This window comes from Comamonas denitrificans (assembly GCF_042654745.1).
Lineage (GTDB): Bacteria > Pseudomonadota > Gammaproteobacteria > Burkholderiales > Burkholderiaceae_C > Comamonas > Comamonas denitrificans.
Genome location: NZ_JBHSEY010000013.1, coordinates 1 through 12,973 on the forward strand (window position 1 = coordinate 1; position 12,973 = coordinate 12,973).

A 12,973-nucleotide genomic window follows, 5' to 3' on the forward strand; every position below is an offset into this window, starting at 1 on the left:
TCGGCTGTATCTTGTTAAAGATCTCAAACAGAAGTTTTGCAACTTCTAAGCACCACTGCAATCAGCGAAACTTCATTGTATCACACGTTTTGTGAAAATTTTCACAATTGGCGGAAACGAAGGGATTCGAACCCTTGATGGAGCTATAAACCCCATACTCCCTTAGCAGGGGAGCACCTTCGGCCACTCGGTCACGTTTCCGCAGAACCGCTATTGTAAGCACAATTTTTAGCGGTTTTGACAAATTTGAAAAATTATTCCGTTTTATCCAGACCAAAGGCGGTGTGCAAGGCACGAACCGCCAGCTCTAGGTACTTTTCGTCAATCACGACCGAAGTCTTGATCTCGGAAGTAGAGATCATTTGAATGTTCACCCCCTCTTGCGCCAGGGCTCGGAACATGGTGGAAGCGACACCAACATGGCTGCGCATGCCGATACCGACGATGCTGACCTTGGCAATATTGGGGTTACCAACCACTTCGGCAGCACCCAGGCTGGGGCTGACTTTTTCACGCAACAGATCCAGCGTTCTCTGGAAGTCTGTCTGATTGACGGTGAAGCTGAAATCGGTTTTGCCATCTTTAGAGATGTTTTGGATGATCACATCGATATCGATGTTGGCATCGGCCACAGGCCCCAGGATGGCCGCAGCGATGCCGGGGGTGTCAGGCACTCCGAGCACCGAGACCTTGGCTTCGCCACGATTGAATGCGATGCCAGAAACAACGGCTTTTTCCATTTTTTCGTCTTCCTCAAAAGTAATCAGAGTGCCAGAACTGGCTTCTTCTGCCAGATCAATGTCCCAGGGCGTGAAGCTAGAGAGCACACGCATGGGAACCTTGTACTTGCCGGCGAATTCCACCGAACGAATTTGCAACACTTTGGAGCCCAGGCTGGCCATTTCCAGCATTTCTTCAAAGCTTACCGTGCCCAGGCGTTTGGCGGCAGGCACGACGCGGGGGTCGGTCGTATAGACACCATCGACATCGGTGTAAATCAAGCACTCATCGGCCTTGATGGCGGCAGCGATGGCCACTGCAGAAGTGTCCGAGCCGCCTCGCCCCAGGGTGGTGATATTGCCGCCGGGGTCAATCCCCTGAAAGCCGGTAATGATGACCACACGCCCGGCATCCAGGTCGGCACGCACGCGGGCATCATCAATCGATTCAATGCGGGCTTTGGTGTAGCTGCTGTCAGTGCGCACTGGCACTTGCCAGCCGGCGTAGCTGACGGCGGGCATGCCCTCGGCTTGCAAAGCGATCGCCAACAGGGCCGAAGATGCCTGCTCGCCCGTGGCGGCGAGCATGTCTTGTTCGCGGTAGTAAGCCGTATCGGGGTGATCAGGAGCTAGTTCACTGGCCAGGGCCAGCAGGCGGTTGGTTTCACCACTCATGGCGCTGGGCACGACCACGACTTGGTGTCCGGCGCGGGCCCACTTGGCCACACGCTTGGCGACGTTGCGGATGCGCTCGGTAGAGCCCATCGATGTGCCGCCGTATTTATGAACGAACAGTGCCATTGGTTAAAGGTGTGACGAAACTACTGGTCACGGCGCTGTTGTGAAGGGGCTGTGTTTTGGAGCGCCGCCGGTTTTCGCACTCAGGGTTTTTGGACCAAAACCTGGGGATTGTACCAATACAAATTTGCACCTTTTCTACAAACAAACCCTGAGCCCATCTTGATCTGGATATGGTGGCCTCGCGTCCTGCATGCAGCGATTTGCACCAATAGCGCCTGGATTTGGGCCGTACTGGGGGTGGTGCCATGGTGATGCAGCAGCCAGTAGCGCAGCAGATTGGTTTGGCGCTCGGTCGGTAGCTTTTGCAAAGCGGCAATCAGCGGGGGCAGTCCGGTGGTTGCGGCATCTTGCTGGGCCAAGGTTTCCAGCAAGTCTTTGGCCTGAGCGGCGTGGGCACAGCTGCGGGCAAAGGTGGTGCGAAATTGCGGAAAAACGGCTTCCAGCACGGGCAGCAACTTGTGTCGGATGCGGTTGCGGGTGAACCGCTCGTCGGCATTGCTGGGGTCCTCCACCCAAGGCGCTTGCATCTGCTCTAGCCAGCGGCGCAAATCCTGTCCGGGGACGGCGAGCAAAGGGCGATGCCAGTGCAGTCCCTCCGCTTGCCAGTGTGCGGGCATGGCGGCCAGACCTGCCACCCCAGCCCCCCGCGACAGGGCCAGCAGCAAGGTCTCAACCTGGTCATCGGCATGCTGGGCCAAGGCAATGCTGGCCGCTGGCTGGGCGAAGTGGCTGCGGGCCAAATCGCACAAGGCTGCGTAGCGGTGCTGGCGGGCGGCCTCTTCTGGGCTTTGGCCGGGGCAGTGGCGGGCATCGACCCGGGCCACCGCCAAGGGAATGGCCAACTGCGCACACACCGATTGGCAGTGCTGCAAAAAATCATCCCCTGCTGCTTGCAGACCATGGTGCACATGCACCGCCAGCACCTGCCCGGGCCAGCGCTGGGCGCACGCGCGTAGCAAAGCGCTGGAATCGGCCCCGCCGCTGTAGGCCACTGCCAGCGGCAGTTGCGGTGAGAAGGCGGCCAGCGCTTGGGCGAATGCAGGGGTCATGCGAATGAAGATGATTAAATTTAATAGCTGTTTGCGCTTTATTTATAAAGATTTCATCATGAAAAATACATAAAAATGCTGTTTATAAAGCGCAAACAGCTAGCAAAAACAATGGCCCCGCAGGGCCATCAAGAAACAAGCAAGCCGCAACCACTGCGCCGTGGTTAGCGTAATTAGCGTGCTTTGGTATCGGTGAAGCGGCCGTAGCTTTGCAGGCGGTCGTAACGGCGTTGCTGCAGGTCTTCGGTGCTTAAATCGACCAATTGCCGCCAAGCATCGCCCAAAGCGCGTTTGAGCAGGCTGGCCATGTGCTTGGGGTCGCGATGGGCTCCACCGACGGGCTCATTGACAATTTTGTCCACCAAACCCAGGGCTTTGAGGCGGTGGGCTGTGATGCCCATGGCCTCGGCAGCCTCAGAGGCTTTTTCGCCGGTTTTCCACAAAATCGAGGCACAGCCTTCGGGGCTGATGACCGAATACACCGCGTATTGCAGCATCAGCACCTGGTCCGCCACCGAAATGGCCAAGGCACCACCCGAGCCGCCTTCGCCAATGATGGTGGTGATGATGGGGGTTTTGAGCTGCGCCATCTCAAAGATGTTGCGGCCAATGGCCTCAGACTGGCCACGCTCCTCGGCATCGATACCGGGGAAAGCACCGGGCGTATCAACAAAGGTGAACACGGGCAGTTTGAATTTTTCTGCGGTTTTCATCAGGCGCAAGGCTTTGCGGTAGCCCTCTGGGCGGGTCATGCCGAAGTTGCGCAGGGTGCGCTCTTTGGTGTCGCGCCCTTTTTGGTGGCCAATCACCATGCAGGCTTGGCCATTGAAGCGGGCCAGGCCGCCGATGATGGATTTATCGTCGGCAAAGTGGCGATCACCGTGCATTTCCACGAAATCGGTAAAAATTTCGCGCACATAGTCCAAGGTGTAAGGACGATCGGCATGCCGGGCAATTTTGGTAATTTGCCAAGGTGTCAGGTTGCTGTAGATATCTTTGGTCAGTTGGTTGCTTTTTTTGCTCAACTGATCGATTTCATCCGAAATATCAACGGCGCTTTCACTTTGTACGTAGCGCAGCTCGTCAATTTTGGTTTCCAACTCTGCAATGGGTTGTTCAAAGTCGAGGAAAGTTTTTTTAGCCAAGATTTTTCTCCTTGTCCCAGTGCCGTGGCCTTGGAACATTTGCTTTGTCTGCGTCCTTCAGGACTCAATAGGCCACGGGCTGGGGATCCAGCGAGCGCCAAATATACCAAGTTGCTACTGTGGCCCAGGGTTTCCACGCCTCGGCCACTTCACGGGCATCGCTGCGGCTGACCGGGTCGCCCGAGAAATAGCATTCGCTGATGCCCTTGATCAGCCCCACATCATCCAGCGGCAGCACGTTAGGCCGCTGCAGATAGAACATCAAGCACATCTGCGCTGTCCAGCGGCCAACGCCGCGAATGGCGGTCAATTCGGTGATGATGGCCTCATCGTCCATCTCGGGCCAGCGATCGGGGCGCAAGCGCCCTTCAATAAAGTGGGTGGATAAATCCAGCAAATAGTCCACTTTGCGGGCTGATAAGCCCGCGCCGCGCATCTCTTCGACGCTCAGGCGCTGCAAATGCTGCGGCTCCATCGCCGGTGGCAGGGCTTCCAAGCGCTTCCAGATGCTGGCGGCGGCCTTCACCGACACCTGCTGCCCGACGATGGAACGCGCGAGAGTGATAAACGGATCGCCGCGCGAAGTTAAGGCGGCGCTGCCCATTTGGGGGATTAAACGGCGCATCACCCGGTCTTTTTTCACCAGGTGCTGACACGCTTGCGCCCAATATGCGGGCGCATCAGCGGGCACAGCCGGCAGCTGTACTTTGGGAGAAGGTGCCATACCACGTGGCCCAGGCTTACTGGGCCGCCTCCCAGGTGGTGCCGCTGGCCGAGTCTTTCAGCACAATGCCTTGGGCCAGCAAGGCATTGCGGATGCGGTCGGCCTCCGCCCAGTCTTTGGCTGCTTTGGCGGCTGCGCGGGCAGCAATTTGTGCCTCAATCGCCGTGGCATCGGCATGGGCAGCGCCCGCTTGCAAAAAAGTTTGTGGATCGGCCTGCAATAAACCCAAGCAGCCCCCCAAGGCCTGTAGCAAGCCGGCCAGATGCGCCGATTGGCTACGATTGACTTCCGAGGCCAGCTCAAACAACACGGCAACGGCCTCTGGGGTGCCAAAGTCTTCGTCCATGGCCGCTTTGAAGCGGGCGGCATAGGGATTCGTCCAGTCGATGGCCGCTGGGCTGTGCGGCACCACCACGCTCAGGGCGGTGTACAAGCGCTTGAGTGCGCTGCGGGCATCGTCCAAATGCACGTTGGAGTAATTCAGCGGGCTGCGGTAATGGCTGCGCACAACGAAAAAGCGCACGACTTCGGGCTCGTAGGCTTGCAGCACATCGCGAATGGTGAAGAAGTTGCCCAGGGATTTGGACATCTTCTCGTTATCGACGTTGATAAAGCCGTTGTGCATCCAGGTATGGGCAAACGGCTGACCGGTTGCGCCTTCGCTTTGCGCGATTTCGTTTTCATGGTGCGGAAACGCCAAATCCGCGCCACCGCCGTGGATGTCAAAACTCTCGCCCAGCAGGGTGCAGCCCATGGCAGAACACTCAATGTGCCAACCGGGGCGGCCTGTGCCGAAGGGGCTGGGCCATTTCACCTCGTCCGGTTCTTGGGGCTTAGCCGATTTCCACAGCACAAAATCCAGCGGGTCGCGTTTGCCGTCTTGCACCGCCACGCGCTCGCCAGCGTTGAGCTCATCGAGCGTTTTGCCAGACAGCTTGCCGTAGTCGGCAAACTGGCGCACGGCAAACAGCACGTCGCCACCGGGCGCTTGGTAGGCCAGGCCTTTGTTGCGCAGGGTGCCGATCATCGAGAGCATTTGTGGCACGTAATCGGTGGCACGCGGCTCATGCGTGGGGCGCTCAATGCCCAGGGCATCGGCATCCTGGTGCAGTGCGGCGATCATGCGATCGGTCAGGCTGCGCACGGTCTCATTGTTTTTAACGGCTCGTTGAATGATTTTGTCGTCAATATCCGTGATATTGCGCACATAAGTCACTTCATAACCGCTCACGCGCAGCCAGCGCTGCACCACATCAAACGCCACCATCGAACGCGCATGGCCCAGGTGGCACAGGTCGTACACGGTCATGCCGCATACATACATGCGGACATGGCCGGGTTGTAGAGGCTGAAAAACCTCCAATGCACGGCGAAGCGTGTTGTAGATGCGCAAACTCATGGGGGGGCAGCTTTAAAACAAAAGGGGCAAAAGCAAATTCCGCCCCCAAAAATCAACAACGGCCGCCCAAAGTGCAGCCGCTACAATCGCCGCGAAGTATAAACCGACGCCCTCGGCATTCCTTTTTTGAGAGTTTTTATGTCCCGCCTTGCCCTTTTGCGCCTGCTTCTTCCGGCCGCTTTGCTCACCTTTACCGCCAGCGCCCAGGCCGATGCGCATAGCGATGTGGCCGCACTCATCCAGCAGGGCAAAACCACCGAAGCCATCGCCCAAGCGCAAAACTATTTGGCCCAAAACGCCCGCGATCCGCAGATGCGCTTCTTGCAGGGCTCGGCCCAATCGGCCGCCGGTGACACCCAGGCGGCCATCACCACATTCACCCTGCTGACCCAGGAATACCCAGAGCTGCCCGAGCCCTACAACAACCTGGCCGTGCTCTACGCTGGCCAAGGCCAGCTGGAACAAGCCCGGGGGGCCTTGCTGCAAGCGGTGCGCAACAACCCCAGCTACCCCGTGGCTTATGAAAATCTGGGCGATATTTATCTGCGCTTGGCACACGAAGCCTTTAGCCAAGCCACCAAACTGCAAGGTGCCCAGCCGGACGTGCAGCGCAAGCTCAGCGGCCTGCGCCCCTTGCTGCAGCCTTAATCCAACCCACTTCAACCGACCTGATGAGCTAATGAGGAGTTTTTTCATGCCCCTGCACCGCCGCACCCTGATGCTGGCCTTGGCCGCTTGCTGCACCACTGGCAGCGCTCTGGCACAAACGCCCCCCACCCAGCCCCAGGTGAAACTGCACACCAGCCTGGGCGACATCGTGGTGCAACTGGAGCCAGAAAAAGCCCCTGCCACCGTGGCAAACTTTCTGCAATATGTGCAAGACAAGCACTACGACGGCACCATCTTTCACCGCGTGATTGATGGCTTCATGATCCAAGGCGGCGGCATGACGGCCAACTTGCAAGAAAAAGCCACCCGCGCCCCGATTCCACTCGAGGCCAACAACGGCCTGAAAAACGTGCGCTACAGCATTGCCATGGCCCGCAGGCCCGACCCCAATTCGGCCACCGCGCAGTTTTTTATCAACGTCAAAGACAACACCATGCTCGATGCGCCCAAGCCCGATGGCCATGGCTACGCCGTTTTTGGCCAGGTGATTGCCGGCCAAGAGGTGGTGGACAAAATCCGCCAGGTGCCCACGGGACGGCAAGGCATGTACAGCGATGTGCCCCTGCGCCCCGTGACCATCATTGCCGCCACCCAGCTTTAACGCACCTTTTGAACGCGCTTTTGAACGCGTTTTTTCCCCACCGCGCCACCAGCGCCCCCTTCTCTTTATTTACGAAAGATTTTTATGAGCAATCCTCAAGTTGAACTGCACATCACCATCAACGTGGCCGACGAAGCCACCCAGGGCGTGATCACCCTGGAGCTGGATGCCGAAAAAGCCCCAAAAACCACGGAAAACTTCCTCGCCTATGTGAACGACGGCTTCTACAACGGCACCATCTTTCACCGCGTGATTAAAAACTTCATGGTCCAAGGCGGTGGCTTTACCCCCGACATGCAGCAAAAAGACACCCAGGCCCCCATCGAAAACGAGGCCAAGAACGGCCTGAAAAACGATGCTTACACCATCGCCATGGCCCGCACCGGCGACCCGCACAGCGCCACGGCCCAGTTCTTTATCAACACCGTGAACAACGACTTTTTGAACCACACCTCGCCCACCGCACAAGGCTGGGGCTATGCCGTGTTTGGCAAAGTGGTCAAAGGCCAAGAAGTGGTCGATGCCATGAAAAAAGTGCGCACCACGCGCAAGGGCTACCACGATGACGTGCCGTTTGATGCCGTGGTGATCGACAAGGCTGTGGCCCTGTAAATCCAACCCCTTGCAGCATGCCCACCACCGCCCTGCCCGCCCAAACGCTGCACGCGCCAACGCACTGGAGCGCGGTGGAGTGCATTGCCGACTTGCACCTGCAAGCCAGCGAGCCGGCCACCTTGGCCGCCTGGCAACGCTATTTAAAGAGCAGCCCGGCCAGCGCCATCGTGATCCTGGGCGATTTGTTTGAATCCTGGGTGGGCGACGATGCCCTGCAAGAGGCGGGCAGCTTTGAAGCCCAATGCGCCGCCACGCTGCACGCGGCCAGCCAGCGGCGGCCCATCTATTTCATGGTGGGCAACCGCGACTTTCTGGCCGGTGCCGCGTTTTTGCGGGCCAGCGGCATGCACGGCTTGGCCGACCCCACCCTGCTGGTCTGGGGGCCGCAGCGCATCTTGCTTTCGCACGGCGATGCGCTGTGCCTGGACGATACTGAATACCAACAATTTCGCGCCATCAGCCGCCAGCCTGCCTGGCAACAGCAGCTGCTGGCCCGCCCCCTGGCCGAGCGCCGCGCCCTGGCCCAGCATCTGCGCAGCGAAAGCGAACAGCGCAAGCAATCGGGCATGGAGTACGCCGATGCCGATCCGGCGCTTACCGATCAATGGCTTGCGCACACCCAGGCGCACACCCTGATTCACGGCCACACCCACCGCCCAGCCGACCACGCCCTGCCAGCGGGGCGCACCCGCGTCGTGCTCTCTGACTGGCATTGCGATGGCCCAGCCCCACGCGCCGAGGTGCTGCGCATTACGCCCAATGGGCAATGGCAGCGCCTGTCTTTGGCGGATGCTTTTTAGTCTATTTTTAATAGCTGCTTGCGCTTATATTTAAACGATTTTTATATAAAAACACCTTGAAATCGTTTCATATCCAGCGGAACCAGGTATTTTTATAAAAGCATTGGCAGCACAGCCTCTGCAAACACCCCCGGCTGCTCGTACTGCACCCAATGCCCGGCCCCAGCGATCAACTGCAGCCGCCCGCCAAAGCACGCCGCCACTTGCGGCCACAGACCTCGGTAGAGCACGTCCTCCTGCCCATACACCGCCTGCACCGGGCAGGTAATGCGCGGCAGGGTTTGGCGCAGGATGTCGGTGCTGGCCAGGCGGCGGCGCGGCAAGCGGTCGCGCTGCACATTGGCCGTGTGCAGGGCCAAGGTGGCGCGGTCAATCTGGCGAGCATCGGCCAGCATCAGCGCGGCCAGGTTGTACTGGTGGCAGCGCAATTGCTCCACCGGGTCGCTCAGATGGCGCCAACCTTTGAGGCGGTACAAAGGCTTGTCCCGCAGCCCCAGCCCCGGCGGCCCCACCAGCACCAGCTGGCGCACCAGGGCCGGATAGGCTGCGGCCAGCAGCGCCGCCGTCATCCCACCCAGCGAAAAGCCCATGATCTGCAGCACCTGCCCCGGCAGCCAATGCTGCAAACTGGCAGCCAGCAGGGGCAACATATCGTCGGCATCTTGCTGATGGGGCAGCGGGTCAGAGGCACCAAAGCCCGGCAAATCCAGCGCCCACACGGCATGCCCGGCTTGCGTCAGCGGCCCCAGCATGCGCAGCCAATGCGTCCAACTGCCGCTGCCGCCGTGCAGCACAACCACCGGGGCCTTGTGCAGATGACCGGGTGCCGGGGCGGCCGACCAGTGGTGGGCTGTGAGCACGCCCCCGGCATGGGCAAAGCGCACGCGCTGCGCCCGGGTCTGCCACTGCGCCACTTCTGGCGGGGTCACTTGGCCCGCCGCCACCGCAGCGTAATCCTGCGCCGAGCCATCCCAGGGCAGAACTGTCCAATCCTGCACCTCTACCACTGCGCCACGGCCTCCACCGCCAGGGCATAACCCTGCACGCCCAAACCACACACCACCGCCCGCGCCACGGGAGAGAGGTAGGAGTGGTGGCGAAACGCCTCGCGGGCAAACACATTGCTAATGTGCAGCTCCAGCAGCGCCACGCCTGTGCCCTTGATGGCATCCATCAGCGCAATGCTGGTGTGCGTATAGGCACCGGCGTTCAAAATCACCCCGGCCAGTGCGCCCTGGGCGTGCAGGCGACCGGCTTCGTGAATCCAGTCCAGCAACTGCCCCTCATGGTTGCTTTGGTGAAAGCGCAACGCCAAGCCGTGGCGCGTGCAGGCCACTTGGCACAGCTGCTCCACATCGGCCAAGGTGTGCGCCCCATAGACCTGCGGCTCACGCGTGCCCAGCAGGTTGAGATTGGGGCCATTGAGCACAAAAACCGTCTTGCGCATCGTCGTCATCGTTGCTTCTTTCTGGTGGCAAAAGCTGCTGATTATCCAACCTCTATCCAGAACGCATTCTTGGCCCCGCCTATAATCGGCCGCCATATGAGCACCAATACCTCCACCCCCTCTTCTGCTTCGGACGTGGCGGCCAAGCCGACCAACTTCCTGCGCCAAATCATCGAAAACCACTTGACCGAAGGCACCCACGCGGGTCGCCACTGGGGCGGCAGCCCGGGCGATGCCGCCCACCATGCCGCTGGCCCCGTGGATGCGGCCAAAATCCGCACGCGCTTTCCGCCCGAGCCCAACGGCTACCTGCACGTGGGCCACGCCAAAAGCATTTGCCTGAACTTTGGTCTGGCCCGCGATTACAACGGCATTTGCCACCTGCGCTTTGACGACACCAACCCCGAAAAAGAAGAACAGGAATACGTCGAAAGCATCAAAGATGCCGTGCGCTGGCTCGGCTTTGACTGGCAAGACGCGCAGGGCCACAGCCACCTGTACTACGCCAGCAACTATTTTGACTTTATGCACCGCGCAGCCGTGTACCTGATTGAGCAGGGCCTGGCCTATGTCGATGAGCAATCGGCCGAAGACATGCGCGCCAACCGGGGCGACTTCACCACCCCCGGCAAAGACAGCCCCTACCGCAACCGCAGCGTGGCCGAGAACCTGCAGCGCTTTGCCGACATGAAAAACGGCCTGCTGGCCGACGGTGCCGCCGTGCTGCGCGCCAAGATCGACATGGCCGCGCCCAACATCAACCTGCGCGACCCGGCCATCTACCGCATCCGCCGCGCCACGCACCACAACACGGGCGATGCCTGGTGCATCTACCCCATGTACACCTTCGCCCACCCCATTGAGGACGCGCTGGAGCACATCACCCACAGCATCTGCACGCTGGAGTTCGAAGACCAGCGCCCCTTCTACGACTGGCTGCTCGATCACCTGCGCGCCGGTGGCCTGATTGCCACGACCCAGCCGCGCCAGTACGAGTTCTCGCGCCTGAACCTGACCTACGTCGTCACCAGCAAGCGCAAGCTAAAGCACCTGGTCGATAGCGGCACCGTCAGCGGCTGGGACGACCCGCGCATGCCCACCATCGTCGGCCTGCGCCGCCGGGGGTACACGCCAGCGGCCATCCGCGATTTTTGCGAACGCATTGGCGTGACCAAAGACTACGCCTGGATCGACTACAGCCTGCTGGAGCTGTGCCTGCGCGAAGACCTAGAGCACCAGGCCCACCGCGCCATGGTGGTGCTCGACCCCCTGGCCCTAGAGCTGACCAACTGGGCCGAGGTGTTTGGCAGCAGCGCGCACACCGAAGCCTGCCAACTGCCCGCCCTGCCCCACGGCAAAGACGATACCGACGTGCCCCAGCGCCACTTTGGCCTGGGCCGCCACGTTTGGATTGAGCGCGAAGACTTTGAAGAAACCCCGCCCAAAGGCTACAAGCGCCTATTCCCCGGCAACAAGGTGCGCTTAAAAGGCGGCTACGTCATCGAATGCACCGGCTGCGAAAAAGACGCTGACGGCAAGGTCACCAAAGTGCTGGCCACCGTGGTGCCTGACACCAAAAGCGGCACCCCCGGGGCCGACAGCGTCAAAGTCAAAGCCGCCATCACCTGGGTGGCCCAGCACGATGCCGTGCCGGCCGAAGTGCGCCTGTACGACCGCCTGTTCACCGATGCCCAGCCCGACGCGGGCGGCAAGGACTACCTGGCGCTGCTCAACCCGAATAGCCTCAAAGTGGTGACCGCCTACGTCGAGCCCTCCCTGGCCAGCGCCCAACCGGACGACAAATTCCAGTTCGAGCGCTTTGGCTACTTCGTCGCTGACCGCCAAGAGCACCGCGCCGATCGGCCCGTATTTAATAAAATTACCGGACTGAAAGACAGCTGGGGCAAGTAGGAGCGTCCACACGTTTCACCCCACACCGACACCAAAGGCTGCACACTGGCAGCCTTTGGTCTATCTTGGCGAAGGAGTTTTCATGCGCAAACATTCCGCTACCCCCTGGTTTCCCCAACCCGCCGCCAGCGCGATCACCCCGCAACACATCTTTGCCGAACGCCGCCGCCTGCTGCAGCTGCTGGCAGCCACCAGCGCCACCGCCAGCCTCAGCCCCTGGGCAGCGCGCGAAGCCATGGCCGCACCCGCAGCCATGGACAAACTCGCCGCCCTGCCCGGCAAAGCCTCCACCGTGCCCGGCACGCAACTGGCCGCCAAGCCCACCCCCTGGGACGATGCCACCAGCTACAACAACTTTTATGAATTTGGCTACGACAAGGCCGACCCCGCCCGCTACGCCCCCGCGATGCCAACCCGCCCCTGGAGCGTACGCGTTGAGGGCCTGGTGCAAAAACCAGGCACCTGGGCGCTGGAAGACCTGCTGCGCCTGCAGCCCATGGAAGAGCGCATCTACCGCCTGCGCTGCGTCGAAGGCTGGAGCATGGTCATCCCCTGGGTGGGCTACTCGCTGGCCGCATTGCTCAAACAAGTGCAACCCCTGGGCAGCGCCAAATTTGTCGAATTTGTCACCCAAGCCGACCCCGAGCACATGCCCGGCCTGCGCCGTGGCGGCCTGGACTGGCCCTACACCGAAGGCTTGCGCCTGGACGAAGCCCTGCACCCCCTGACCCTGCTGGCCTTTGGCATGTATGGCCGCGTCCTGCCCAACCAAAACGGTGCCCCTGTGCGCTTGGTGGTGCCATGGAAATATGGTTTCAAAAACGCCAAAAGCCTGGTCGCCATCCGCCTGGTCGAGCACATGCCGGCCACCGCGTGGGTCAAAGCAGCGCCCCACGAATACGGCTTTTATGCCAACGTAAACCCCGGCGTACCCCACCGCCGCTGGAGCCAGGCCAGCGAACGCGTCATTGGCCAAGGTGGCCTGCTGGCCCCCAAACGCGCCACGGAGCTGTTCAACGGCTACGCCGAGCAAGTCGGCTCGCTCTATACCGGCATGGATTTAAAGCGCTACTACTAAGAACGTGTTCACGAT

Annotated in this window: 13 protein-coding genes and 1 tRNA gene; 6 read left to right on the top strand and 8 right to left on the bottom strand. The window is 60.4% G+C overall.

The features are described 5' to 3' along the window. Nucleotides 1-108: 108 nt before the first annotated feature. The 6 genes from ACFO24_RS03320 to cysS form a co-directional block, all read right to left on the bottom strand. A tRNA-Ser gene (locus ACFO24_RS03320) sits at nucleotides 109-201 on the bottom strand. A gap of 53 nt (nucleotides 202-254) precedes the next feature. Beyond that, complete coding sequence (locus ACFO24_RS03325; RefSeq protein ID WP_377736814.1) at nucleotides 255-1,520, bottom strand: aspartate kinase; 1,266 nt, start codon at nucleotides 1,518-1,520, stop codon at nucleotides 255-257. An 80-nt stretch (nucleotides 1,521-1,600) separates the two neighbouring features. Next, the gene (gene tilS / locus ACFO24_RS03330) at nucleotides 1,601-2,569 is read right to left on the bottom strand and encodes a tRNA lysidine(34) synthetase TilS (RefSeq protein ID WP_377736815.1); all 969 of its coding nucleotides are present in this window, start codon (nucleotides 2,567-2,569) and stop codon (nucleotides 1,601-1,603) included. 173 nt (nucleotides 2,570-2,742) lie between these two features. Then, nucleotides 2,743-3,714, bottom strand: a complete 972-nt coding sequence (locus tag ACFO24_RS03335) for an acetyl-CoA carboxylase carboxyltransferase subunit alpha (RefSeq protein WP_377736816.1) — start codon at nucleotides 3,712-3,714, stop codon at nucleotides 2,743-2,745. A 64-nt stretch (nucleotides 3,715-3,778) separates the two neighbouring features. Continuing rightward, nucleotides 3,779-4,438, bottom strand: coding sequence for a DNA-3-methyladenine glycosylase family protein (locus ACFO24_RS03340; protein ID WP_207574990.1), 660 nt, complete (start codon nucleotides 4,436-4,438; stop codon nucleotides 3,779-3,781). 16 nt (nucleotides 4,439-4,454) lie between these two features. Further along, nucleotides 4,455-5,837, bottom strand: coding sequence for a cysteine--tRNA ligase (gene cysS, locus ACFO24_RS03345; RefSeq protein WP_377736818.1), 1,383 nt, complete (start codon nucleotides 5,835-5,837; stop codon nucleotides 4,455-4,457). Between the two features lie 138 nt (nucleotides 5,838-5,975). On the opposite strand from cysS, the gene ACFO24_RS03350 reads away from it, so the two are divergent. The 4 genes from ACFO24_RS03350 to ACFO24_RS03365 all read left to right on the top strand — a co-directional run bounded on the left by ACFO24_RS03350 (nucleotide 5,976) and on the right by ACFO24_RS03365 (nucleotide 8,522). Next, complete coding sequence (locus ACFO24_RS03350; protein ID WP_207574988.1) at nucleotides 5,976-6,485, top strand: tetratricopeptide repeat protein; 510 nt, start codon at nucleotides 5,976-5,978, stop codon at nucleotides 6,483-6,485. A 46-nt stretch (nucleotides 6,486-6,531) separates the two neighbouring features. Then, nucleotides 6,532-7,107, top strand: a complete 576-nt coding sequence (locus tag ACFO24_RS03355) for a peptidylprolyl isomerase (protein ID WP_377736819.1) — start codon at nucleotides 6,532-6,534, stop codon at nucleotides 7,105-7,107. 84 nt (nucleotides 7,108-7,191) lie between these two features. After that, the gene (locus tag ACFO24_RS03360) at nucleotides 7,192-7,719 is read left to right on the top strand and encodes a peptidylprolyl isomerase (RefSeq protein ID WP_207574986.1); all 528 of its coding nucleotides are present in this window, start codon (nucleotides 7,192-7,194) and stop codon (nucleotides 7,717-7,719) included. Nucleotides 7,720-7,736: 17 nt separating this feature from the next. Continuing rightward, entirely contained in the window at nucleotides 7,737-8,522 is a 786-nt protein-coding gene (locus ACFO24_RS03365; RefSeq protein WP_377736821.1) for a UDP-2,3-diacylglucosamine diphosphatase, read from the top strand. 92 nt (nucleotides 8,523-8,614) lie between these two features. Here the strand turns inward: ACFO24_RS03365 and ACFO24_RS03370 are convergent, their stop codons facing one another. Both ACFO24_RS03370 and aroQ read right to left on the bottom strand, forming a co-directional pair. After that, nucleotides 8,615-9,520 carry an alpha/beta fold hydrolase gene (locus ACFO24_RS03370; RefSeq protein WP_377736823.1) on the bottom strand — a complete coding sequence of 302 codons (906 nt, stop codon included), beginning with the start codon at nucleotides 9,518-9,520 and terminating at the stop codon, nucleotides 8,615-8,617. 2 nt (nucleotides 9,521-9,522) lie between these two features. Then, nucleotides 9,523-9,969 (bottom strand): type II 3-dehydroquinate dehydratase, encoded by a 447-nt coding sequence (aroQ, locus tag ACFO24_RS03375; RefSeq protein WP_207575005.1) that lies wholly within the window; start codon nucleotides 9,967-9,969, stop codon nucleotides 9,523-9,525. 96 nt (nucleotides 9,970-10,065) lie between these two features. Between aroQ and ACFO24_RS03380 the strand changes: the two genes are divergently transcribed. Next, nucleotides 10,066-11,880, top strand: coding sequence for a glutamine--tRNA ligase/YqeY domain fusion protein (locus ACFO24_RS03380; RefSeq protein WP_377736824.1), 1,815 nt, complete (start codon nucleotides 10,066-10,068; stop codon nucleotides 11,878-11,880). A gap of 82 nt (nucleotides 11,881-11,962) precedes the next feature. After that, on the top strand, nucleotides 11,963-12,958 hold the full coding sequence (gene msrP, locus ACFO24_RS03385; protein WP_377736825.1) for a protein-methionine-sulfoxide reductase catalytic subunit MsrP: 996 nt from the start codon (nucleotides 11,963-11,965) through the stop codon (nucleotides 12,956-12,958). The last annotated feature ends 15 nt before the right edge of the window (nucleotides 12,959-12,973 follow it).